The organism is Paenibacillus sp. P4_A9 (genome assembly GCF_056402415.1).
The window spans coordinates 46,349-67,860 of record NZ_JBFUHL010000031.1 but is presented as its reverse complement, the minus strand read 5'-3'; the positions used below and the strand labels follow the sequence as shown (position 1 = coordinate 67,860).

The 21,512-nt window shown below is 45.7% G+C and carries 28 protein-coding genes; 20 read left to right on the top strand and 8 right to left on the bottom strand.

The annotated features are described in order from the left end of the window. The 8 genes from AC1DVJ_RS19165 to AC1DVJ_RS19130 form a co-directional block, all read left to right on the top strand. A partial coding sequence (locus AC1DVJ_RS19165; RefSeq protein ID WP_477592830.1) for a DUF3369 domain-containing protein occupies positions 1-1,450 on the top strand: 1,450 nt, incomplete at its 5' end. Positions 1,451-1,614: 164 nt separating this feature from the next. Then, complete coding sequence (locus AC1DVJ_RS19160; protein ID WP_477592829.1) at positions 1,615-2,472, top strand: patatin-like phospholipase family protein; 858 nt, start codon at positions 1,615-1,617, stop codon at positions 2,470-2,472. 327 nt (positions 2,473-2,799) lie between these two features. Further along, positions 2,800-3,816 carry an ABC transporter substrate-binding protein gene (locus tag AC1DVJ_RS19155; RefSeq protein WP_477592828.1) on the top strand — a complete coding sequence of 339 codons (1,017 nt, stop codon included), beginning with the start codon at positions 2,800-2,802 and terminating at the stop codon, positions 3,814-3,816. A 28-nt stretch (positions 3,817-3,844) separates the two neighbouring features. Then, positions 3,845-4,135 carry a thiamine-binding protein gene (locus AC1DVJ_RS19150; protein ID WP_173109389.1) on the top strand — a complete coding sequence of 97 codons (291 nt, stop codon included), beginning with the start codon at positions 3,845-3,847 and terminating at the stop codon, positions 4,133-4,135. Further along, positions 4,135-4,902, top strand: a complete 768-nt coding sequence (locus tag AC1DVJ_RS19145) for an ABC transporter permease (RefSeq protein WP_477592827.1) — start codon at positions 4,135-4,137, stop codon at positions 4,900-4,902. Before AC1DVJ_RS19150 ends, AC1DVJ_RS19145 begins: the two co-directional genes overlap by 1 nt. A gap of 17 nt (positions 4,903-4,919) precedes the next feature. Next, positions 4,920-5,696 carry an ABC transporter ATP-binding protein gene (locus AC1DVJ_RS19140; RefSeq protein WP_477592826.1) on the top strand — a complete coding sequence of 259 codons (777 nt, stop codon included), beginning with the start codon at positions 4,920-4,922 and terminating at the stop codon, positions 5,694-5,696. Further along, entirely contained in the window at positions 5,680-6,477 is a 798-nt protein-coding gene (locus tag AC1DVJ_RS19135) for a TatD family hydrolase (protein WP_477592825.1), read from the top strand. The genes AC1DVJ_RS19140 and AC1DVJ_RS19135 overlap by 17 nt, the downstream gene beginning before the upstream one ends. Positions 6,478-6,574: 97 nt before the next feature. Beyond that, positions 6,575-7,135, top strand: coding sequence for a DNA-3-methyladenine glycosylase I (locus AC1DVJ_RS19130; RefSeq protein ID WP_477592824.1), 561 nt, complete (start codon positions 6,575-6,577; stop codon positions 7,133-7,135). A 65-nt stretch (positions 7,136-7,200) separates the two neighbouring features. On the opposite strand, the gene AC1DVJ_RS19125 is transcribed toward AC1DVJ_RS19130, so the two are convergent. The 3 genes from AC1DVJ_RS19125 to AC1DVJ_RS19115 form a co-directional block, all read right to left on the bottom strand. After that, the gene (locus tag AC1DVJ_RS19125) at positions 7,201-7,506 is read right to left on the bottom strand and encodes a hypothetical protein (RefSeq protein ID WP_477592823.1); all 306 of its coding nucleotides are present in this window, start codon (positions 7,504-7,506) and stop codon (positions 7,201-7,203) included. A 133-nt stretch (positions 7,507-7,639) separates the two neighbouring features. Next, positions 7,640-8,626, bottom strand: a complete 987-nt coding sequence (locus tag AC1DVJ_RS19120) for a YpdA family putative bacillithiol disulfide reductase (RefSeq protein WP_477592822.1) — start codon at positions 8,624-8,626, stop codon at positions 7,640-7,642. Between the two features lie 164 nt (positions 8,627-8,790). Continuing rightward, positions 8,791-8,967, bottom strand: coding sequence for a hypothetical protein (locus tag AC1DVJ_RS19115; protein ID WP_477592821.1), 177 nt, complete (start codon positions 8,965-8,967; stop codon positions 8,791-8,793). Positions 8,968-9,136: 169 nt separating this feature from the next. Here AC1DVJ_RS19115 and AC1DVJ_RS19110 point away from each other — a divergent pair, with 169 nt between their 5' ends. Genes AC1DVJ_RS19110 through AC1DVJ_RS19100 form a run of 3 tightly spaced genes read left to right on the top strand, consistent with a single transcriptional unit; the run spans position 9,137 to position 10,399 of the window. Beyond that, positions 9,137-9,445 carry a Dabb family protein gene (locus AC1DVJ_RS19110; RefSeq protein ID WP_477592820.1) on the top strand — a complete coding sequence of 103 codons (309 nt, stop codon included), beginning with the start codon at positions 9,137-9,139 and terminating at the stop codon, positions 9,443-9,445. Between the two features lie 15 nt (positions 9,446-9,460). Further along, on the top strand, positions 9,461-9,718 hold the full coding sequence (locus tag AC1DVJ_RS19105) for a DUF2164 domain-containing protein (RefSeq protein WP_477592819.1): 258 nt from the start codon (positions 9,461-9,463) through the stop codon (positions 9,716-9,718). 48 nt (positions 9,719-9,766) lie between these two features. Then, positions 9,767-10,399 (top strand): NUDIX hydrolase, encoded by a 633-nt coding sequence (locus AC1DVJ_RS19100; protein WP_477592818.1) that lies wholly within the window; start codon positions 9,767-9,769, stop codon positions 10,397-10,399. A 99-nt stretch (positions 10,400-10,498) separates the two neighbouring features. Here the strand turns inward: AC1DVJ_RS19100 and AC1DVJ_RS19095 are convergent, their stop codons facing one another. Both AC1DVJ_RS19095 and AC1DVJ_RS19090 read right to left on the bottom strand, forming a co-directional pair. Then, on the bottom strand, positions 10,499-10,663 hold the full coding sequence (locus tag AC1DVJ_RS19095; protein ID WP_477592817.1) for a hypothetical protein: 165 nt from the start codon (positions 10,661-10,663) through the stop codon (positions 10,499-10,501). A 14-nt stretch (positions 10,664-10,677) separates the two neighbouring features. Beyond that, positions 10,678-10,932 carry a YpbS family protein gene (locus AC1DVJ_RS19090; RefSeq protein ID WP_477592816.1) on the bottom strand — a complete coding sequence of 85 codons (255 nt, stop codon included), beginning with the start codon at positions 10,930-10,932 and terminating at the stop codon, positions 10,678-10,680. Between the two features lie 162 nt (positions 10,933-11,094). Between AC1DVJ_RS19090 and hrpB the strand changes: the two genes are divergently transcribed. The 9 genes from hrpB to AC1DVJ_RS19045 all read left to right on the top strand — a co-directional run bounded on the left by hrpB (position 11,095) and on the right by AC1DVJ_RS19045 (position 19,352). Continuing rightward, entirely contained in the window at positions 11,095-13,581 is a 2,487-nt protein-coding gene (hrpB, locus tag AC1DVJ_RS19085) for an ATP-dependent helicase HrpB (protein WP_477592815.1), read from the top strand. Positions 13,582-13,614: 33 nt separating this feature from the next. Beyond that, positions 13,615-14,334: a lipase family protein gene (locus tag AC1DVJ_RS19080; protein WP_477592814.1), complete on the top strand. Its 720-nt coding sequence runs from the start codon at positions 13,615-13,617 to the stop codon at positions 14,332-14,334. Then, positions 14,327-14,590, top strand: a complete 264-nt coding sequence (locus tag AC1DVJ_RS19075; protein WP_477592813.1) for a hypothetical protein — start codon at positions 14,327-14,329, stop codon at positions 14,588-14,590. Before AC1DVJ_RS19080 ends, AC1DVJ_RS19075 begins: the two co-directional genes overlap by 8 nt. A 181-nt stretch (positions 14,591-14,771) precedes the next feature. After that, positions 14,772-15,446 carry a signal peptidase I gene (gene lepB, locus AC1DVJ_RS19070; protein ID WP_477592812.1) on the top strand — a complete coding sequence of 225 codons (675 nt, stop codon included), beginning with the start codon at positions 14,772-14,774 and terminating at the stop codon, positions 15,444-15,446. A 377-nt stretch (positions 15,447-15,823) separates the two neighbouring features. Further along, entirely contained in the window at positions 15,824-16,924 is a 1,101-nt protein-coding gene (locus AC1DVJ_RS19065; RefSeq protein ID WP_477592811.1) for a substrate-binding domain-containing protein, read from the top strand. Between the two features lie 208 nt (positions 16,925-17,132). After that, positions 17,133-18,134, top strand: coding sequence for an aldose epimerase family protein (locus tag AC1DVJ_RS19060; protein WP_477592810.1), 1,002 nt, complete (start codon positions 17,133-17,135; stop codon positions 18,132-18,134). 100 nt (positions 18,135-18,234) lie between these two features. Further along, a complete protein-coding gene (locus AC1DVJ_RS19055; protein WP_477592809.1) occupies positions 18,235-18,408 on the top strand; it encodes a hypothetical protein in 174 nt (57 codons plus the stop codon). An 89-nt stretch (positions 18,409-18,497) separates the two neighbouring features. Further along, on the top strand, positions 18,498-18,845 hold the full coding sequence (locus AC1DVJ_RS19050) for an ASCH domain-containing protein (protein ID WP_477592808.1): 348 nt from the start codon (positions 18,498-18,500) through the stop codon (positions 18,843-18,845). A gap of 48 nt (positions 18,846-18,893) precedes the next feature. Beyond that, entirely contained in the window at positions 18,894-19,352 is a 459-nt protein-coding gene (locus AC1DVJ_RS19045; protein WP_477592807.1) for a hypothetical protein, read from the top strand. Positions 19,353-19,388: 36 nt separating this feature from the next. Here AC1DVJ_RS19045 and AC1DVJ_RS19040 read toward each other — a convergent pair whose 3' ends face one another. The 3 genes from AC1DVJ_RS19040 to AC1DVJ_RS19030 form a co-directional block, all read right to left on the bottom strand. After that, the gene (locus AC1DVJ_RS19040) at positions 19,389-20,084 is read right to left on the bottom strand and encodes a class I SAM-dependent methyltransferase (protein WP_477592806.1); all 696 of its coding nucleotides are present in this window, start codon (positions 20,082-20,084) and stop codon (positions 19,389-19,391) included. Between the two features lie 158 nt (positions 20,085-20,242). Next, a complete protein-coding gene (locus AC1DVJ_RS19035) occupies positions 20,243-20,674 on the bottom strand; it encodes a threonine/serine exporter family protein (RefSeq protein WP_477592805.1) in 432 nt (143 codons plus the stop codon). 1 nt (position 20,675) lies between these two features. Next, a complete protein-coding gene (locus AC1DVJ_RS19030; RefSeq protein WP_477592831.1) occupies positions 20,676-21,452 on the bottom strand; it encodes a threonine/serine exporter family protein in 777 nt (258 codons plus the stop codon). Positions 21,453-21,512 lie beyond the last annotated feature (60 nt).

Genomic DNA, 21,512 nt, shown 5'->3' with positions numbered 1-21,512 from the left:
GGATGACGAGAAGCAAATTCATCAAGTGACCAAAATGGTGCTGCAGGATTTTGAATTTGCTGGAAGGAAATTGGAGTTCCATAGTGCTTACTCGGCGTTTGAAGCTAAACAGCTATTGAGAGAGCAACCACATACGGCCCTTGTGTTATTAGATATTGTTATGGAATACGAGGACGCGGGTTTGCAGATTGTTAAATATATTCGTGAAGAATTAAATAATCAAGCTGTACGCATTATTTTGCGGACTGGTCAGCCAGGCCAAGCGCCTGAGCGAACGGTCATTATGGATTATGACATTAATGATTATAAAGAAAAAACAGAGCTTACCTCTACGAAGCTATTTACAACAGTAGTTACAGCGCTGCGCTCCTTCCGCGATATCAAAACGATTGAGAAAAGCAGAGTCGGCTTGGAAGAAATTATTAAGTCATCAGCGACTTTGTTTGAATTACAATCTATGAAGAAGTTTGCGTCAGGCGTATTGACCCAAATGACTTCCATCGTTAATTTACATAAGAATGCTATACATTGCAGCTTCGCGGTCACGAAGGGTGTCGAGGATATTTATATTCTCGCGGCTAGCGGTGATTATGCAACCAACCAAGACGCTAGAGCACGTGATGTGGTTCCAACGGAGGTACTTGAGGAAATTGAACTGGCTTTTCAAACCCGTAAAAGCAGCTTTGCTTCTGATCGCTTCGTCATCTATTTCCAGAGTAAGATGGGGATGGAAAACGTGATTTATATGAATGGGTTTAATTCCCTTAGCGAATGGGAGCAATACCTCGTAGATATTTATTGCGCGAACGTGTCTGTAGCCTTCGAGAATATTTATCTGAACAATGAGCTTGAAAGCACGCAACAGGAAATTATTTATACGATGGGTGAGATCACAGAGACTCGGTCACAGGAAACGGGTCATCATGTGAAAAGAGTGGCCGAATATTCGCGCTTGTTAGCACTGAAGTATGGCTTGTCCGAGCAGGAAGCCGAAATCGTTCGATTAGCAACACCGATGCATGATGTAGGCAAGGTTGGGATTCCTGATGCCATCCTCAATAAACCGGGCTCCTTAACAACAGATGAATTCGAGATCATGAAAACGCATTCTAATCTAGGCTTTGAAATGCTCAAGCATTCGAATAAGAAAGTACTTCACGCCGCGGCGATTATTGCTCATCAGCATCATGAACGATTCGACGGAACAGGTTATCCACAAGGGCTTAGTGGGGAAAACATTCACCTGTACGGCCGGATAACAGGTTTAGCAGACGTATTTGATGCCCTGTGCAGCGATCGTGTATATAAGAAGGCGTGGGAATTAGATCGTGTATTAGATTTATTGCAGTCTGAACGCGGTAAACATTTTGATCCCGTCATTGTAGATCTCTTTCTGGGCAATCTGGATGAATTTATGCTCATCAAAGAATTGTATAAAGAAAATCGTTAATCGGCAAAAATACGGTTGAACAGGGGTTTCCCCTTATTTGTCTTAGAAAGTAGGATGAAATCTTCGTCTTTGTCTCATTTTCGAACAAAGAAACCCGTTTCTTTTAATTTACAATTCCTGTATGCTAGAAAGGGGCTTGAGACAGACAGAAAGAAGGTGTCACCATGGAAGGAATTGGACTCGTACTGGAAGGCGGAGGTATGCGAGGGGTATACACCGCAGGAGTCTTGGAATACTTTATGGAGCAGGATTTATATTTCCCTTACGTGGTAGGTGTTTCAGCGGGGGCATGCAATGCCGTTTCATATATTTCTAAACAACCTGGGCGGAATAAGAAAGTAACGATCGACTATATCGCGGATCACCGTTATTTAAGTTATCGAAACTTATTGCGCAGTAAAAGTATATTTGGCATGGATTTTATTTTTAATGAGCTGCCGAACCGGCTAGTGCCATTTGACTATGACACGTTCTATGCCTCTTCACAGCAATTTGCTATTGGTACGACAGATGCGCATACAGGGGAGCCGATTTATTATACGAAACATGAGCTGCAGCAACAAACGATGCCGATCGTCCAAGCATCCAGCTCGTTGCCTTTTGTAGCTACACCGATTCATTATGAGGGCAGGACCTTATTTGATGGCGGATTGGTCGATCCGATCCCCGTTCAGAAGTCGGTGGCTGACGGCAATAAAAAGCATATTATTGTATTAACGAAAGAGTTCGGCTACCGTAAACGGCCCTTAAACAACACACATCGTTGGTTGGCAAAGAGCTTTTATCCGAAATATAATGGCTTAGTGGATGTGCTTGTGAATCGCAGCGAAATTTACAATAACACCTTAGAAACGATTGAACGCATGGAAGCAGATGGAAGTGCGATGATTATCCGACCTTCAATCAAAGTGGAAGTAGGACGAATGGAGAAGGATCCGCGTAAGCTTGAGAAATTACATGAGCTTGGATATGAAGATGCGAAAAGGCTTGGACCGCAGTTAAAGGAATGGTTACTTCATTAGTACGGTCAGTGGACAAACATCTTTGTCAAGTATAGATTAATCTTCTTTTGATCAAGGTTTGCATTTTGTCGAAACATGCGGTATGTTAGAAGCTAACCCAATAAGAACCCACGGGAGCTTGAGAAGTCAGGCTGAGATTGTGACCGTCTTTGTCACTAACCGTTAATCTGATCTGGATAATGCCAGCGTAGAGATCTCATATAAATGCACGTCCATCGACGGTATCGATTGTTGATTGGAAATATCATTTTCTACACATGGCGCTCCCGGATAACGGGGGCTTTTTCTTTTGGGTACATAGAGAGATGCGGAGAGGAGAACCAAGCTATGAAATGGAACAAAATTGCACCACTTATGCTGCTTAGCTTAACTGTGTTAGTGGCTGGCTGCGGCAGCAATGAAGCGAAATCGGTTCAACCAACAGAAGGCACCAAAAAGCTAACGGATGTGAAGGTTGTCCTAGACTGGACGCCGAACACGAACCACACTGGGCTGTATGTCGCGAAGGATCAAGGTTTTTTTGAGCAAGAGGGCTTAAATGTGCAAATTATTTCGCCAGGCGAAGGCGGAGCGGATACGATGATCGCATCTGGGGCGGCAGAGTTTGGCGTGAGCTATCAAGAAAGTATTACACAGGGCCGTATTCAAGGAGTTCCGTTAGTCTCGATTGCAGCAATTATTCAACATAATACATCTGGCTTTGCTTCACCGGTTGCGAAGAATATCAAAACGCCAAAGGATTTCGAGAACAAATCATACGGCGGTTGGGGAGCTCCTGCTGAAAGTGCCATGATTGATTCTTTGATGCAATCCGAGAAAGCGGATCCGACGAAGGTGAAAATGGTCAATATCGGTGATGCGGATTATTTCACAGCGGTCAAACGCGATATCGATTTCGCCTGGATTTACTACGCTTGGACGGGAGTCGATGCGGAACTTCGCGGTGAGCCGCTCAACATGATTTATTTGAACAAATATTCGGATAAACTGGATTATTATACACCGGTTTTGGCGACAAATGAGAAGATGATCTCATCGAAACCAGAAATCGTTAAGGCATTCGTTGCAGCAGCGTCCAAAGGCTATCAATATGCGATTACGAAGCCTGAAGATGCAGCTAAAATTCTGATCAAAGCCGTGCCAGATCTTGATCCTAAATTGGTCGTTGCCAGTCAAAAATGGTTAAGCCCTCGCTATCAAGATGATGCAGCACGTTGGGGCGAGCAGAAGAAATCCGTATGGGAAAATTACGCGACTTGGATGCTGGACCACAAGCTTTTGGAGAAAAAGCTGGATGTGGATGCGGCATTTACGAATACATTTTTACCTGAAAACAAGAAATAATCCCATGTCCTAAAAGAGGAGAATTCCAATGGCTAATGCGCTTGTCAGCATTCAAATCATTCCCAAAACCGTAAATGGCGAAGATGTTATTCCTTATGTCGATCGTGCGATCGAAGTGATCGCAAAGTCAGGTGTTAAGTATTTCGTATCCCCTCTGGAGACGACGATGGAAGGTGAGCTGGATCAGCTCCTTCTGATTATCCAAGATATGAATACTGCGATGATTGAGATGGGCAGCCCGAACGTCATTTCACAAGTGAAAATTTACTTCAATCCGTCCGGAGCCTCGATGGACAAGCTGACGGAGAAATACAGATAATGAACATCCATCGCTGGATCAAAGCAGGATGGCCGCCACTTGTGGTAGTCATCCTTCTATTGTTTATTTGGCAGCTAGCCGTTACGTGGGGTGGAGCTGCCGATTGGTTACTACCGAGTCCGCTCAAAATATGGCGAGACGGTACAACAGATATGCCGCGCGTGTGGATGCACATGTGGGCAACCGTACGTTTGATGTGTATCGGATTTAGCGTAGGAGCCATTGGTGGTGTTCTCRTTGCCAGCGTATTACATAGGCTACCGTTCGTTAAAGCGGGTTTCTATCCACTGCTAATCCTATCTCAAAATATCCCTGTCATCGCGTTGGGACCGCTGTTAATTATTTTATTTGGCTTTGGCCTTTTACCTAAAGTTATATTGATTTCACTTGTCTGTTTCTTCCCTGTGACGATGTCAACGCTAGATGGCTTTATGCAGACCGATCGCAGCATGTACACCTACATGCAAATGATTGGCGCATCGAAACGCCTAATTTTCTATAAATTAGAGCTGCCTCACGCACTGCCATTTCTGTTTACGGGACTCAAAATATCTGCAACCTACAGTGTCATGGGAGCGGTTATCGCCGAATGGCTCGGCGGAAATGTGGGGCTCGGCTATTATATGATCCTTCAAAAATCAGCCTTCCGCGCGGATCGGGAATTTGTTGCGATTGGCATTATCGTGATCCTGAGTTTACTCTTTTTCTGGCTGATTGCAGGTCTTGAGAAGCTCGTCATTCGTTGGAACGTCAAACGGTCATCGTAGAAAGGGGATCTGTGACCATGAGCAAATTAAAGCTGACAGGAATTCAACATGGGTTCTCGAGCAAAAAAAGGCTAGTTCCCGTGCTTGCAGATATTCATCTGCATGTCGAACAAGGTGAGTTCGTTTCCATCATTGGTCCCTCAGGAAGTGGGAAAAGTACCTTATTCCATATTATCGGTGGACTCCTGCAGCCGTCTTCAGGTGAAGTTTGGTTAGATGGCGAGCGGGTAACTGGGAAAAAGGGATTAATTTCTTACATGCCGCAGCAACCGGCCTTGTTCCCATGGCGCTCCATCGAGGAAAATGTGGCACTTGGACAGGAAGTGGCAGGGGTGTCGCGCAGTTCGGCGATCGCAAAAACCAGAGAATGGCTGCCCAAAGTCGGTTTAGGGGGCTATGAACGTGAGCTTCCTCACGTGCTTTCAGGCGGGATGCAGCAGCGGGTTTCATTTCTGCGAGCATTGTTAAGTCCACAAGAGCTCATGTGCTTAGACGAGCCGTTCGGCTCTTTGGATGCGCTAACAAGGCAGGATATGCAGGCGTGGCTGCTTAACATTTGGGAGCAAAATAAACGATCCATCTTATTCGTAACTCATAGTATCGAGGAAGCGCTTTTTCTTTCTGATCGCATCTATGTGCTTTCGAATAAACCAGCTAGTATCGTGGAAGAGTTGAAAGTTCCATTCGCAAGACCGCGACAGGAAGCTGTTCTGCAGGAACCTGCGTTTTTAGCATTAAGACAGCATATTCAAGGACTTTTGCGACGGGAGCAAACAAATGATGCTAGCCATTGATGCGCATATTCATCTCGATATGTATTCGGAAGAGTCGGCAAAGGCGATAATTGCGAATTTGGAAGCTTCACATGTACAAGCATTGATCGCGGTGTCTAGACACCTGGACTCCTGTAAAACCACGAAACACTTGCAGTCATTAGCACCAGATCGTGTCTTTGCAGCTTATGGGTTTCATCCAGAGCAGGAGCTGCCTACGGAAGAACAGCTGGATGAATTAATAGGTTGGATGGGTGAGCATGCAAGCGAAATGAGTGCAGTTGGAGAAATTGGACTACCTTATTACAAGCGACAAGAGGTGGAAGCTGCGGGGCAGGTGTTCGACTTAGCGCCGTACATTCAGCTGCTGGAGCGCTTCTTCCAGTTGGCTGCAGAATGGGACAAGCCTGTAGTTCTTCATGCTGTGTACGAAGATGCTGCAATCGTGTGTGACCTTCTTGCGAAGTATGGAATCAAAAAAGCACATTTTCATTGGTTTAAGGGACCGAGTGAAACGGTGGAACGAATGATTGAGGTTGGCTACTCCATTTCAATTACGCCTGATGTTCTTTATGAGGAAGAAATTCGCACGCTTATTCGGAATTATCCATTGGAACTCATAATGGTGGAGACAGATGGGCCTTGGCCATTTGAGGGGCCGTTCTCAGGTGAAGAGACCCATCCTCGTATGATTCACGCTGTTATTGAACAAATTGCCGGGTTGAAAGGGTTGTCCTTAGAAGAAACGGCTTCAACCTTACTTACTAACACCCGCAGCTTTTATCAGTTGTCATTATCATGACTTTGCTAAATCCTAAATCCAACTGGACAAGTGTTCGTAATAGACTTATAATAAAACAGAACACATGTTCGATATTCGGATGAGGTGAGAGAATAACATGACAAACCGTTGTGGTTGGGTCAATGAAGACCCTTTATATCAAGATTACCATGACCATGAATGGGGAGTTCCCGTACATGATGATCTCGTCTTGTTTGAGATGCTGAATTTGGAAGGTGCTCAAGCCGGTTTAAGTTGGTATACGATTTTGAAGAAGCGAGATAACTATCGGGAAGCGTTCGATGGCTTTGATCCGCATGTGATCGTGAACTATGACGATGCGAAGTTGCAGGATTTACTGCAAAATCCTGGCATCGTGCGCAATCGCTTGAAAATTGCTTCCGTTGTTGGGAATGCGAAGGCCTTTCTTAAAGTACAACAGGAGTTCGGCACGTTCGATACGTACATCTGGAGCTTCGTAGGCGGAGAACCGATCAAGAATCAGTGGGAAGACAGCCGTCAGCTGCCAGCCCAAACAGATATCTCTGATCGCATGAGTAAGGATTTAAAGAAGCGCGGATTTAAATTTGTTGGTTCAACGATTTGTTATGCCTATATGCAGGCTGTGGGCATGGTAAGTGATCACACGCAAACTTGTTTCCGCTATCATAACGAATAGCATGTAGGTAAACATAAGGCCATCTGGTAGGACGAATTGTCCGAATCAGATGGCCTTATTGTGCTTCAATTGGCATGTTGGAGTTGTTTCTCGATTAAATTGGCTTTGATCATATAAATCCGTTTGCGGATGTAGAAATCATAAACAGCGCCTGTAAGCTCTCTCGGTTTAATGCGATTGTTCGTGTCGTTATCTATGATTGTCACCGACCCATCGTCATAGAACTTGAACGTATAGTCGGCATAATAAGAGTGAGCTTCGTCAAGCAAGGCATCGATTTGTTCGGGAAGAAGATGGACAGTGTCACACAATGCCTTCTGGTACCAATAATCTCTCTCGATAAAACGGAAATTGTGACTGGGGTTCATCATGTTAACAACCTCCTCATCTAATTGGAACATTTGTTCTTGTTTTCATTATAACAAACAAGTGTTCGTAATGGAAGAGGGGACTATGAAAAAAAAGGAAATATTTTCATAGAGTTAATGAAAAAGCCATCAATCTCTAAGATTGATGGCTCTGGCTGGAAATGATATGTGTAGTTATGGAAAGTCCATGCAAACGGCCTGTTTCGATGAAGATCTCGTTCGCATCATATTTGGAAGAAGCGACCACACCTGCGACATATAAGCCGGAAATGTTCGTTTCCATCGTTTCGGGATTGATTAAAGGTGCGTTTGTTTCTTCATGAAACTCAACACCAATATCCGTGAGCAGCTGCCGATCCGGCCGAAAGCCGGTTAATGCAAGAACAAAGTCATTATCCAACGTGACGTGTTCGTTTCCTTTTCGCACGAGGACAGCATGTTCGTCAATTCGTTCAACCTGAGCGTCAAACCACATTTGGATGCGCCCCTTTTTAACCATACTTTCAAATAACGGACGGACCCATGGTTTAATATTGGCTGAGAAATCTTTCCCGCGATAGACAACGGTCACCTCTGCACCAACTCGGAGTAAGTCCATGGCAGCATCCACTGCAGAATTGTTGCCGCCGATGATCGCGACTTTAGCTCCGGCATATGGATGTGCTTCCTTGTAATAGTGAGTCGTTTTGGGAAGCTCTTCACCAGGAATACCCAGCATGTTCGGATGATCGAAATAGCCGGTAGCGACAACGACTTTATATGTTTCATAAGTGTCTTTGTTGCCAAATTGATCGGTAGTATGGACCTTGAAGCCAGCTTCAATTTGTTCAATCCGAACAGCTTCCTCATAAGAACGAATGCGTAACTGCTCTCTGCGAGCGACTTCACGATAGTAAACCAGTGCCTCCTGGCGGTAAGGTTTATCATGCGGAGTAGTAAAGGAATAACCGCCAATCTCTAGCAGCTCTGGTGTACTGAAAAACTGCAAATAAGTAGGGTATAAATAAATCGCATTCACGATACAACTTTTCTCTATAAGTAAAGGCGACAGACCTGCGCGCTTCAAGGCAACAGCCGCAGATAATCCGCAAGGACCCGCACCAATGACGATGACTTGTTCCATCTTAACAACCTCCTCGAAAACATGTTCCTTAGTCTATACTAGCGTACGAGGTAGGAGATGCCAAGATTGAATACCCCTGAAATTAAGTCGAATTAACGAAAATAGAGCAGCCACCAGTTCCTAGAAAAAGGAACGAGATGACTGCTCTATACGGCAACGGTCGATTATTTTTGGTTCAACTGATTTTCTTCATTTTCTTCACTGATATCGTCTTTGGCAAGATTGATGGAAGTTGTGCTGGGTGCGTTTTCCAACGTATCATTAACGAAAGCCATATCTTGATTTTTCGCATTCATATTCGTTGTTCCTGTATAGTTGCCTTCATGTTTCTTGTTTTCCATAGGAGCACTTCCTTTTCTTCTGATTTACAGTACCCCGTTAATGTGCACGAAGAAGAAGGGTTTTATTCCCTTTTTAGGCATGCAGAGGTAACGGTGTGAGTCTATATAGTTCCTAACTACAAAATCCGCTATAATAAGCGAAGATGGCATGGAAAGGAGAGAATTACGGATGAATGCGACAAGTATTAAACATATGGTTGTTTTTAAGCTGCATGCAGGTAAGGAAAACGCTAACGCGGAGCAATTCCTGAAAATCAGTGCTAATGAGCTGACAACCATACCTGGTGTTGAGCAATTTGAAGTACTCCGTCAAGTGAGCCCAAAGGCGGATTATGACTACGGTTTTTCCATGGTTTTTGCAAATCAATCCGCCTATGAGGCTTATAATAATCACCCTGTACATACTCAATATGTAGCTGAGCGTTGGTTGAAAGAAGTTAGTTCCTTTCAGGAAATCGATTTTCAAGTATTCGCGTAATCGGAGGTGTACAATATGAAAGTTTTAAAATTACCAAAAGAGGAAAAAGACGCATTAATCAGCGATCTGCAAGAGCATTTAGACGTGGAATTAGGTGTGACAGTAGGTCAAATTGCAGCAGAGCAATTGATTGACTATATGCTTCAGCAGCTAACAGCACCTATTTATAATCAAGCCATCGAGGATGCACTAAAGGGCGTAAGAGACCGAATGAGTGTGCTAGAGGATGATCTCTATGCTATGAAAGTTACGAAGATAACTACGCGGAGATAGCGTCAATGGACAAATGCTGCAGGCTGATTGGAGTGGGGAAGAATAATGATGAAATCGGAAGAGCTTTTTGATGTGTTTGATGCGAAAAGGAATTGGCTTGGCGTGGCGACTCGCTCCGAAGTTCATGCCAAGGGGCTATGGCATCAGACCTTCCAATGCTGGATTGTCAGCTTGGAAGAGAAAGTGCCGAAGCTTCTGCTTCAGTTAAGGCATCCGGACAAAGATTTGTTTCCGGATTTGCTGGATATCTCCTGTGCAGGACACCTCGCTGCTGGAGAGACGATCGAAGAGGGAATACGGGAGCTGGAGGAAGAATTGGGGCTTTCCGCCCACTTTGAGTCTTTGATCTCCTGCGGCGTGTTTGCAGAGGAAGATCTGATTTCGGACAAGCTCATGGATCGAGAATTTTGTCATGTTTTCATCTATCGCTGCGATCAACCGTTGAAGAACTATGTCTTGCAGCCAGATGAGGTAAGTGGTCTATTTGCTGTGACTGTTTCTGATTTTAAGCAACTCATTAGAGGTGAATGGGAAGAGATTGCAGCAAGTGGATACAAAATGGGTCTGAATGGCGAGTACGTAGATGTAGAAAGGCCGATTTCTTTGAATGAATTAGTAACGCATCCTACGGCGTATTTTGAGCTGCTTTTTCAAAAGATGGAGGAGCATGGTTGGAAATGAAAACGTAAATTCATGAATATATGAATACATAAATAAATACTTACATGAAAAAGAACCGAATCAGATGAACTGATCGGTTCTCGCCGTGCAATGCTTCTTTTAGACGAAATAAGCATTTGCAATGTAGACATAAGCAATGTAGCACACGATGGAGAGACCAATGCAGGTGATTCCCCATGCGATTTTTTGCTTAAACAAGAGCAAGAATCCCGCACTGAAGGCGGATCCCATGATAAGCATTGAAATAAAAGTTAGTACACCCATGAAAATGTATCTCCTTACCCTTTGTTTACATAATCACGGACCATATCCTCAGTTACAAGGGAACGGAGAGGAGAAATACCTTTTTGGGCATGGGCGATAATTTGGGCCGTAATGGCGTTGATTGAATCAACTTTAAAAGGCAGCCCGCGTTTGCACAAATCGACAGCCGCGTCAATCGCGTGCTCTCGCTGTGCATCAAGCTCAGCAAATCGAACGAGATGCAGATGCTGTGCATTCGAATGTTTGGAAATCGCTTCATGTACATTCATGTTAAAGTTCTCCTTTAGTGACTAGATTGTCTTCTAGTATACACGATTGAAAAGCGAAGGAACAGGTTTCCAAACAGAAAACAGATGAACAAATCGTGATCTTTCATTCATTGTATTAATACTTAATGGCATTAATAAGATAGAGAGCTCGGAGTGAAACCCATGAACGTGTTACCCATAGCCGCAGTGCTGCCACAACTATTACATACTTTACAAGAACGTACCTGTGCCATCGTGGTTGCTCAGCCTGGTGCGGGCAAAACGACGCAGGTTCCATTAGCACTATTGGATGCCTCCTGGCTGCAAGACCAAAAGATACTCATGCTGGAGCCAAGAAGACTGGCAGCCCGCGCCGCAGCGCACTACATGTCAAAGCTGCTAGGTGAGGAAGTCGGCCAGACGATTGGTTATCGGGTAAAAAATGATACTCGCGTTGGACCTAAGACACGGATTGAAGTGATCACAGAAGGTGTTCTGACTCGCATGCTGCAGCAGGATCCTGCCTTGGACGGGGTGGGCATCGTAATTTTTGATGAATTTCATGAGCGCAGCTTGCATGCAGATATTGGTCTTGCCTTGTGTCGTCAATCACAAACGCTGCTTCGTGATGATTTACGAATACTGCTGATGTCCGCAACCTTGGAAGCCAAGCCGATTTCCACGCTATTAGATGATGCACCTATTATTGAAAGCGAAGGTCGAACCTATCCAGTTGAGACTCATTATCTGCCTCAGAAAGCTGTAGGTAGAATAGAGAATGCTGTTGTCGCGAGTATTGATAGAGCTTTGCAGGCGCACGCGGGCAGCCTGCTTGTATTCCTGCCTGGTGCGGCGGAAATCCATCGTGTTGCGAACGGGCTTGCAGCATTGCGTTTAGGAAAAGAGGTGGAAATAGCGCCTCTGTATGCGAATCTGTCCATTGAAGCTCAAGACCAAGCGCTATCTGCCGTCCGTTCGCCTGGCCATCGCAAAGTGGTGCTGGCCACGTCGATCGCCGAGACCAGCTTAACGGTCGAAGGGATCACGGTCGTGATTGACAGCGGCCTCATGCGCGTGCCACGGTTTTCACCCCGCACCGGCATGTCCCGTCTGACGACGGTGCCTGTGTCGATCGCCTCTGCGGATCAGCGCAGAGGCCGGGCAGGGCGTCTCGGTCCAGGCGTGTGTTACCGCCTGTGGACCGAGACCGAGCATCGGCAGCTCCCGCCGAGCTCTACGCCCGAGATCTGCGAAGCTGATCTCGCCCCGCTGGCGCTGGAGCTTGCCGCCTGGGGCGCACCAGACCCAGCTGCGCTGGTCTGGCTAGACCCACCGCCTGCTGCTGCGTATCAGCAGGCGCGGGAACTTCTCGTGCAGCTAGGCGCACTGCACGAGAACGGGAGCCTAACGCCGCACGGCAAGCGTGTCGCGGCGTTAGGCCTGCACCCGCGGCTTGCGCACATGGTGCTGCAAGCCATACCGCTTGAGCTCGGCGCACTGGCGTGCGAGCTCGCGGTCATGCTGAGCGAGCGCGATTTCATGCGCGCCGCTAGTCGGGATGCGGATGTGCGCAGCCGCATCGAAGTGCTCTGGCGCGCCGGGCGAGGCGACGCGCGCGAAGGTGTTGACCTTGGCCTCTGTCACCGCATCGCGGCGGAGGCCAAGGTCTTGATGCAGTCGCTCGGTGTGCGGCCGAGCGACAAAAATGCTGCGGCGAGCGGGCTGCTGCTCGCCTTCGCCTTCCCCGACCGCGTCGCGCAGCGGCGGTCGGCGGGGCGGTTTACGCTTGCGAACGGCCGCGGGGCCGTGCTGCCTGAGCTGCAGCCGCTCTCGAATGAGCGGTATATCGTCGCAGCGGAGCTGGACGACAGCGGAACAGAGAGCCGTATCTATCTAGCGGCTCCTCTGGAAGAGGATGAGCTCTTCTCCGCCTTTGAAAGTCACATCCGCAAGGAACAAGTAGTAGAGTGGGATGGTACAGTGGGCTCTGTACGAGCGAGAGAACAGTGGCAGCTTGGTGCACTCACGCTTAAAGACAAACCGCTTCAGGAACCTAATCCGGATCTCGTCTTGCAAGCTTTGCTGGCGGGGATTCGGTCGGAATCTTTGGACGTACTGCCTTGGACGAGAAATGCGCGTCAGCTTCAGGAGCGCAGCATCTTTTTACACCGTTTTACGGAAAATTGGCCTGATCTTCGCGATGAAACCTTGCTGGAGACATTGGAGGATTGGGCTGGACCACACCTGTTAGGAGTGAAAAGTAAAGGGGCTTTGAGCCGCCTTAACTTGACAAGCCTATTAGAGGGAATGCTAACATGGGAGCAACGCCGTTCGTTAGATGAATGGGCACCGACACATATTCAAGTGCCGAGTGGATCGCGTATCCCCGTTGACTATAGCAACATGGAGTCACCGACGTTATCCGTACGTTTGCAAGAAATGTTTGGATTGGCAGATACCCCTCGCATAGCCAAAGGGCGCGTGCCTGTGACCTTGCACTTATTATCGCCAGCACAACGTCCGATGCAAGTGACGAAGGATTTGGCAAGCTTTTGGCGTGAAGCTTACTTCGAAGTTAAAAAAGATCTCAAAGGCCGCTACCCCAAGCACTACTGGCCTGATGATCCCATGGCGGCGGTTCCAACGAACCGTGCGAAGCCAAGAACCTGAACCATTTTATCCGAGAAAGGAACGGAGCAAGTCATGAGTATTCACGCTGATACCACGGACATCGTCATTTATGTTTCAGCTGGATTTGCAACCGCGTCTAATTTCCTGGATGACTTTGCGGCTAAACTTGCTTCGCGATATGAGCTAGTTGGAACGCGTGTGCGAGTTCATATTCACTTTCCTTATGGCGATTGGGACCGCTCGAAGCGAGGTCAGTTGCAGGAAATCATACGTGATATGTGGCATAATGCCCATCGGAAGAAATCGGTGCATGGTGGTAAAAGCTTGCTCCAATTCGTCTTATCTACAAGAGAACAGGGGGAAAAGCTGCTTTTCATCGGGCATAGCGCTGGTGCCGTAGCCTCAATCTTGGCAGCAAAGGAGCTTGAACGTCACGGCAATGACATCCTCGGCGTGATCCAAATTGGATCCCCGAAGTGCGCGATCCCGATAACTTTAAAGCACAAAGTGCTGTATGTTCATGCGACGAATCAGCAAAATCAAACGCGTGATCTGGTTCCACGTCTTGGCACCTGGGGAGGCTGGAGTCGGATACGCTTAGGTCTGCCCAAATGGAATCGCATGAAACATGCCCCTGTCCACCTACATATGCTCCCTATTATCGGCGGGCATGCGGATTATTTTCGAGACCATCCTCCGTACATATGGCAAGAGGCAACAAATTTACAAACAACCATGCACACCATTTGGACATGGCTACAAACATTAGAGAAGGATGTTGAACATGATTGAAATTTTAAAAGCAAGAATGGAACATAGCAAAGAAGATGGCTACCTCGGGCATGTCGAATTCAAAGTCGAAGGCCATGAACATCCGTATGAAATCACGCTTCAAAGCACCAAAGGCAAAAACGACTGGAGCTATGCCCTTCACTTTCTACTAGAATCCGGTAAGGAAGAGGATATCGAGGCGGTAGAGGAGCTTCTTGAGGAAGATGAGTGGTTCGATCTGCTTGTGAACGCGGCGCGGGAAGCATTAGCGAAGTAATAAATAGGAGAGCTAAACAAGAACCCGCGCCACTGCGTGGGTTTTTGTCGTGGATGAGGGTGCTAAACTAACGTGTAGATGAGTTCCACACGTCTTAATTTGCGGAAAGTTCAGGGAATTGTTGGAATTTAATGGCGAATTCTCCGTTTAATTGCGTATTATCAAATCAGGGGGGATTCCTTTGAAGAAGTCACTTTTGATTGTTTTCTTATTACTAATCGTTCTAGGTTGCGAAGAGCAAAGCATAACTGACGAAATCACGCAAGAGTCGCCAATGACAGTAGTAATGAAACAGGACCTTATCACTATTGAAAATCATTCCGATGGAATGGCGCGCCGCAACTTAGAATACATCTCCAATGATAAAGGGAAGATAGCTGTCGACCCAAATTATTTTAATACAAATGATATTAATCGCGGCGATGTCATTTACTATAAAACACCTGCAATTGATAAGAACAAATATCCAAATTTAAACCCGTCAGAGTATAATATTGCAAGGGTTATCGCTCTTCCTGGTGAAGAAATTGAAATAAAAAAAGGTCAAGTTTATGTTAACCATAAAAGGTTAGATACCTTCTATGGTAAAGCTCTCAGTTGGGGACTCGAAGAAGAAGATTATTTTAAGACAGTAAATAAGCCAGGTTCAGCTGAATGTAATGATTCATGCCAGAAAACCATGAAAGAATACTTTAACATGGAGATGGCAAAGGTTAATATTCCTGAGGGGCATGTCTTTGTTATGGGTGATACGTGGTGGAGAAGTATTGACAGTCAAATCTTTGGTGCCTTGCCTGTCGTTACTATTAAGGGAAGGGTAATGGGATATGCTGGTAGCGGAACAGAAGGTAAGTGATTGAAATAACGGACAGCGGTCCGAATTACCCCGAAAGTGGATAGCATTCAATGAAACAGCGACAGTCTAGGACCTTATTTTCACGTCCATGGCTGTCGCTGTTTCAATTTCCAGGGTCAGCCTGGCAGTATTTTTTTTACTGACACAAAGAATTACAAATTACAACTGACATTTTTCGATTTTTGTCATCTTGCCTTTTTTCTTAGCAATATAAGCGGACTCTTCCTGCACTTATTCTGTACCTTTTCTATGACCGAGTACCAACTCGTTCGCACGCATGATTCATTTTTCATCTACTCCACAATCACATCATAAAATGTACATACAAGTTAACCGAATGGTATAATACGCTCACAATCAATGCCCTGAGGTGAAGCATGAAAGATAAGCAATTACCTAAATATCAACAATTGAAACAGGAAATATTATCTTGGTTACATACAGGAAAGCTCAAACCCAATGATCAGATGCCCTCTGAAAATGAAATTGCTGAACAGTTTCTAATGAGCCGGCAGACGGTAAGGCAGACGTTTGGCGAACTGGAGAAGGAAGGCTGGCTCTACCGGATGCAAGGGAAAGGGACCTATGTCTCCACGCCACAAACTCAAAAATCTCGCGATGTACATACCATTGGCATCCTGACGACCTATATTTCTGATTATATTTTCCCGCATATTGTTAGGGGGGCAGAGGCCGCTTTACGAGCAAGAGGGTACAGACTTCTGCTTTCATCAACGGATAACGATAAAGCGAAAGAGCGAGAAAGCTTAGATATGATGATGAGTCAGCCACTGAGTGGACTTATTATTGAGCCGACGAAAAGCGCCGAGGGCAACCCGAATCTTAGCTGCTTTTTGTCGCTGGATTACCAGCATATTCCTTATCTCATGATTAACGAGCGATACCCAGAGATGAATTGTCCTTCTTTGATCGTGGATGATGAAGAGGGTGGATATATGGCTGCACAGCATTTGATCGAGCTTGGGCACAGGCGGTTGGCTGGTTTTTTCAAAACAGATGATTTACAAGGTGTGAACAGGCTTAAAGGCTTTATTCGTGCTCACCAGCACTATCAGATCCCTCTGTTGCCGGAATTTGTCATTCACTATACAACGGAGGAGAAACGGAAAAAGCCATTTGCTAGTGCGTTAGCTATGCTAGAGCATGGACCTTCACAGGAGCGACCAACGGCCTTCGTTTGCTATAATGATGAGCTTGCGATTCATCTCCTTGAAGCTATACGTACAATTGGCTTGAGGGTGCCACAGGACATCTCGCTAATCGGGTTCGATGACTCCATGCTTGCCACGGCTACAGAGGTGAAATTGACATCTCTTTCACATCCCAAAACGGAGCTCGGTAGCGATGCAGCGGGCATTTTGATTAATATGATTGAGAATAAGCGAGTTAGTGGTAGTGAAACTGGGAAAGTGTACAAGCCTGAATTAATCATCCGAGAGTCAACAATTCGCATTTAATAATCTGAAAAAATGAGGGTAGCCAACTTGTACGTACAAGTGCTATACTAAAATCAAGCAATTTAAGAAAAGTAAAGTCACATTTGTCTATATTCATGCAATTTACGTCCATTGACTTTTTTCGCGAACATGGGCTAAAGTGAAATCAATGTGTCCGTCCAATGATTGGACAGAGGACTAGCAGTCATTTAGGAGGAGAATGAAGAGGATGTCTACCAAAGCATATGAAGGAACGTACAACGGAGAACAAGCGATTTGGCTGCAAGCTGGGCGTTATGAAGCGGTTGTTTTGCCAGATGTTGGTGCAAATCTGATTGCTTTTCGTGATATAGAGAAGGAATATCGTTTCTTGCGCGAGCCTGCGCTGGAAGAGATGGAGTCGTTTAAAGAGCGTCCAATCGTGCATGGGATTCCCGTTTTATTCCCGCCGAATCGTTATGAGGATGGCAAATTTCCTTGGAATGGGAAAGTATTGCAATTCCCGGTTAATGAACCTAAAACAGGCAATCATCTGCACGGATTTGTACACAATATTCCATGGGCAGTCGAGAATTTTAGTGCCGATGGCAATGAAAGTCGCGTTACACTAGCACTACGTGTGCGTGAAGGACATTCTGTGCATGAATTCTTACCATTTGACTTCACGATTCGCTTGATCTACACCTTAAATGAACAAGGTTTGCACCAACAAATTTCCGTACATAATGAAGGCAATGAAGCAATGCCGTGCTTGTTGGCGTTCCATACGACAATCAATGCGCCATTTGCAGTCAACAGTCAGCCTTCTGATTATACGTTCCAAATGACAATCGGCGAGCGTTGGACGTTGAACGAGCGTATGCTGCCAACGGGCGAATATCAAGCACTATCCTCGGATGAAGAGAAGATGAAAGTAGGCGGATTGTCGCCATTCTTTGCAGACATGGATAATCATTATACAAGTGTTCCGCAAAATAGCCGCAACTTCATGGCATTGACAGATGCACGTGAAGGCATCAAACTAGTTTATGATGTGGGGACTTCCTATAAGCAATGGATGATCTGGAACAATGGCAAAACAGAAGGCTTCTTCTGTCCAGAGCCGCAGATGAATTTAGTCAATGCACCGAATGTTGATCTTCCTGCAGATCAAATCGGACTTGCTTCCCTAGAGCCAGGCGAAGTATGGGAAGAAACAGCTCGTTTATATGCGATTACGATCACGAAATAAGCGATAAGTAATAGGAACTACCCCCTTTGATGCATGGAGAGAATCCGATGGGATGATCGACTTGCGAGGAGGGGGTATTTTAATACTAGGAGGTGTACGGATGGGGAAATGGGATCACTTGGATCGCGAGCAGATCATTGCAAAGGTTGAGTCATTATCGCTTGAAAATGAAAGGCTGAAGGCGGAAATCGCGCGACTGCGCGGCGTAAAGCCTTCTGTGTCGGGATCAATGGAGAGCATGTCGACGAAGCTTAAAGAAGCCTTGCGCGAGTAATTGCGGTAGTGAAATACGAAGAAACGAGTCAGTTCGACAAAGTGGATGGGATTCGCTATAATAAAAACTGGCAAAAGGAGGGAACTAACATGAGTGAAACGAACGTGAATGAAACTTTACCACCAAAAACGTGTTCTATCGATCGACTAGTAACGAAAGAAGCAGAAGTAAGCAAAGTGCTTGCTGGCCAAAAAACGGCTTGTCGTCGTAATGGACGTTATGCGGATATTGGTGAAACGATGGACTTACAAGGTACAGCCTTTACGGTGACCAATGTGTATCAACAAGCACTAGGTGAACTTACACCTGAGCATGCAAAACAAGAAGGTCACGAAACCGTTGACGAGTATCGCGACAGTATTCTTGCTATGCATCCGGGAATGCCATGGCTGCCACAGATGAAAGTCTGGGTACACGAATTTCAAAAAGCAGAATAACACAAAGAACCGTGTGGATCCTTGGATTCACACGGTTTATTAAAATCAATGATAGAATGGATGGTCAATTTGTCTTGGTACATAGTCATGCTCTATATTCATATTTTTAGCGTCGTGTTAAGCATCGGCCCTTATTTCGTCCTGTTTCCTTTACTTGCCCTTATCCGTAGAGCCCCATTTGAGCAGCTATCAGATTACTTAGAGCCATTTCGGATTACAGTTCGACTAACGAAGCATGCAGGACATGTGTTGGTCGCCACAGGCATTATTCTGACCTGGATAACGGCATGGAGTTGGAAAACCTCGTGGATTGTCGCTACAGTCCTGATCATGGTAGCTTCGTTGTACTTCATCGCACGTGCATTCTCACCGCTTCTGAGACAGCTGAAAGCTCCCCACGAAGATCGCGACCTCATTGTAAACAAGCTTCGGAAAGCCTTGATCTTTTATGTAATCATAACGCTTGCGATGATGTGGTTCATGGTGTCTAAGCCGATGATTTGGTAAAACAGCGCGAGAAAAGTGCTCCCGTTCTAAGATGGGTTACGGTTTTCTCGCAAACATCACGACAAAATTATAGGACTTGTAGACACAGTCCACATCCTGGAAGCCAGAGTCGCGAAGCCAGCCAAGCTGCGTGTCCAAGGGAGCCATTTTATCCAGCTTCGTCCTCTCATAGGCCGCTTGCAGCGCTTCTTGAGATAGATCCGTTGCTTCAATCTTCGCAACCCAATCTGAGCGATATAAGCCATCTAGAAATAGTGTTTCGCCTAAGACTTGATCTGCATTTACGAATACGCCGCCTGGTTTCAAAAAATGAAAAATGCGGGCGTATAGCGCCTGTTTGGCCACATCCTCAAGATGATGAATCGAAAGGGAAGAGATGATGGCATCATATGGCTCAGCATTCTCGAATGACGAATAATCTCCAGCAAGGTACGTCACTTCAGCAGCTCCTGCATCCTGGAATCTTTCCTTAGCAATGTCGAGCATTCCCGTCGATAAGTCAATCAAAGTTAACCTCGCCTGCGGGTAAGTGCGAAGCATATAGGAGGAGAAAAGTCCGGTGCCTGCGCCTAAATCAAGAATTCGCGGAGCTTTATTGTCTAATTGGACTAAGGAAGCGGCCGTATTGTAAAAATCATCGAAGCAAGGAATCAGCTTTCTCCGCTGACTGTCATACTTTTGGGCAATTTCATCGAATTTCGTTAAAATCTGATGGTTGGCGTTGTCGTTCATTGGTCATCAGCTCCATTTCCAATCCTTGGCTTATTTGCTCTATATCCGTAGTGTAAAGGGCAGACTGGAAAAAATCCAAGATGTAAAAGGCATGAAATTATAGGTTAATCCTATTAATGGGTATTAAGTTATTGGTTATTTCGGCTGATTTTCATGGTTTAAGCTCGTGTCCGTCTCAATAATATGTTAATGACTTCTGAAAACACAAGTCCAATGGCAATTGCACCAGAGAGCAAAAAAGCTTTCGCAGCAAGCTGCACAGCCACATCATAGTGATTTTGAACGACATTTCGCATCGTGTCATAGGCTAGTCCACCAGGAACTAGCGGGATGATACCGGAGACACTGAAAACGATGACGGGTGTTTTATATATTTTCGCGAAAAACTGACTAATAATCGTGACAACAAAGGACGCAATGAGTGTGGCTAAAATGGGATCTAGATAAGCCTTTTGAAAAGAGAAATAGAGCATCCAACCGACCATACCCACAAAACCGCATTGCACTAGCGTTCTGCGAGGTACATTGAAAATGATGCCGAAAGCGGAAGTCGATATGAAGCTTGTTACTAGCTGCTCAAACATATCCATACTAGAACCCCTTTCCTGGATAAAATGTTAAGACAAAGGCGATGCCTGCGCCAATGGCAAAAGCGGTCAAAAATGCCTCTGCACCTTTCGAAACGCCAGATACGAAGTGACCTGCCATCAAATCGCGGACGGCATTCGTGATAAGCAGCCCGGGCACGAGCGGCATGACGGAGCCAATAATAATCGTATCCAGATTATGACCGAGCCCTGTTTTGACAGTTAAAAAAGCAATAAGTCCTATGATTAATGACGCAAGAAATTCGGCGAAAAATTTGATTGGAACTAAACGATGGAAATAAGTTAAGGAAATCGTACCTGCTCCACCCGCAAGAAATGCCGGGAAAAAGTCCGACCACGCACCTTGAAACATGATGAGAAAACAACCGCTTGCGATCGCTGCAGCTAACGCCTGCAACCAAGCGGGATATCTTCGTTTATCCGTATTGAGCGTTTCAAGCTCTTGATATGCTTCTGAAGGTGATAGCTCACCTTGGCTGATTCTGCGGGAAATGGCATTGACCACGGTTACTTTTCGTAAATCCGTTGATCGAGAAGAGATGCGAATCAGTCGCGTCGTCTGTTCAGGCCCGTCGATCGAGAAAATAATGCCAGTTGGCGTGACAAAGCTATGCGAATTAGGAACGCCGAAGGCCTCGGCAACATGGGTCATCGTATCTTCCACGCGATAGGTTTCGCCACCGTTTTCCAGCATGATTTTACCAGCGAGTAAACACACTTGAGCAATTTCATAATTCGTCGCTGCAGGCTGCTGCGTCATGATATCCGTATCCTTTCTCATTTGAATTAATTGACCTAAGTATAAATCATGTTGGAAGAT

Bases quoted from the DNA above. Each gene is read 5' to 3' on its own strand.
- AC1DVJ_RS19160 (WP_477592829.1), top strand. From the start codon at position 1,615: ATGGAAGGAATTGGACTCGTACTGGAAGGCGGAGGTATGCGAGGGGTA.
- AC1DVJ_RS19155 (WP_477592828.1), top strand. From the start codon at position 2,800: ATGAAATGGAACAAAATTGCACCACTTATGCTGCTTAGCTTAACTGTG.
- AC1DVJ_RS19150 (WP_173109389.1), top strand. From the start codon at position 3,845: ATGGCTAATGCGCTTGTCAGCATTCAAATCATTCCCAAAACCGTAAAT.
- AC1DVJ_RS19140 (WP_477592826.1), top strand. From the start codon at position 4,920: ATGAGCAAATTAAAGCTGACAGGAATTCAACATGGGTTCTCGAGCAAA.
- AC1DVJ_RS19135 (WP_477592825.1), top strand. From the start codon at position 5,680: ATGATGCTAGCCATTGATGCGCATATTCATCTCGATATGTATTCGGAA.
- AC1DVJ_RS19130 (WP_477592824.1), top strand. From the start codon at position 6,575: ATGACAAACCGTTGTGGTTGGGTCAATGAAGACCCTTTATATCAAGAT.
- AC1DVJ_RS19125 (WP_477592823.1), bottom strand. From the start codon at position 7,506: ATGATGAACCCCAGTCACAATTTCCGTTTTATCGAGAGAGATTATTGG.
- AC1DVJ_RS19120 (WP_477592822.1), bottom strand. From the start codon at position 8,626: ATGGAACAAGTCATCGTCATTGGTGCGGGTCCTTGCGGATTATCTGCG.
- AC1DVJ_RS19115 (WP_477592821.1), bottom strand. From the start codon at position 8,967: ATGGAAAACAAGAAACATGAAGGCAACTATACAGGAACAACGAATATG.
- AC1DVJ_RS19110 (WP_477592820.1), top strand. From the start codon at position 9,137: ATGAATGCGACAAGTATTAAACATATGGTTGTTTTTAAGCTGCATGCA.
- AC1DVJ_RS19105 (WP_477592819.1), top strand. From the start codon at position 9,461: ATGAAAGTTTTAAAATTACCAAAAGAGGAAAAAGACGCATTAATCAGC.
- AC1DVJ_RS19100 (WP_477592818.1), top strand. From the start codon at position 9,767: ATGAAATCGGAAGAGCTTTTTGATGTGTTTGATGCGAAAAGGAATTGG.
- AC1DVJ_RS19095 (WP_477592817.1), bottom strand. From the start codon at position 10,663: ATGGGTGTACTAACTTTTATTTCAATGCTTATCATGGGATCCGCCTTC.
- AC1DVJ_RS19090 (WP_477592816.1), bottom strand. From the start codon at position 10,932: ATGAATGTACATGAAGCGATTTCCAAACATTCGAATGCACAGCATCTG.
- hrpB (WP_477592815.1), top strand. From the start codon at position 11,095: ATGAACGTGTTACCCATAGCCGCAGTGCTGCCACAACTATTACATACT.
- AC1DVJ_RS19080 (WP_477592814.1), top strand. From the start codon at position 13,615: ATGAGTATTCACGCTGATACCACGGACATCGTCATTTATGTTTCAGCT.
- AC1DVJ_RS19075 (WP_477592813.1), top strand. From the start codon at position 14,327: ATGATTGAAATTTTAAAAGCAAGAATGGAACATAGCAAAGAAGATGGC.
- AC1DVJ_RS19065 (WP_477592811.1), top strand. From the start codon at position 15,824: ATGAAAGATAAGCAATTACCTAAATATCAACAATTGAAACAGGAAATA.
- AC1DVJ_RS19060 (WP_477592810.1), top strand. From the start codon at position 17,133: ATGTCTACCAAAGCATATGAAGGAACGTACAACGGAGAACAAGCGATT.
- AC1DVJ_RS19055 (WP_477592809.1), top strand. From the start codon at position 18,235: ATGGGGAAATGGGATCACTTGGATCGCGAGCAGATCATTGCAAAGGTT.
- AC1DVJ_RS19050 (WP_477592808.1), top strand. From the start codon at position 18,498: ATGAGTGAAACGAACGTGAATGAAACTTTACCACCAAAAACGTGTTCT.
- AC1DVJ_RS19045 (WP_477592807.1), top strand. From the start codon at position 18,894: ATGATAGAATGGATGGTCAATTTGTCTTGGTACATAGTCATGCTCTAT.
- AC1DVJ_RS19040 (WP_477592806.1), bottom strand. From the start codon at position 20,084: ATGAACGACAACGCCAACCATCAGATTTTAACGAAATTCGATGAAATT.
- AC1DVJ_RS19035 (WP_477592805.1), bottom strand. From the start codon at position 20,674: ATGGATATGTTTGAGCAGCTAGTAACAAGCTTCATATCGACTTCCGCT.
- AC1DVJ_RS19030 (WP_477592831.1), bottom strand. From the start codon at position 21,452: ATGACGCAGCAGCCTGCAGCGACGAATTATGAAATTGCTCAAGTGTGT.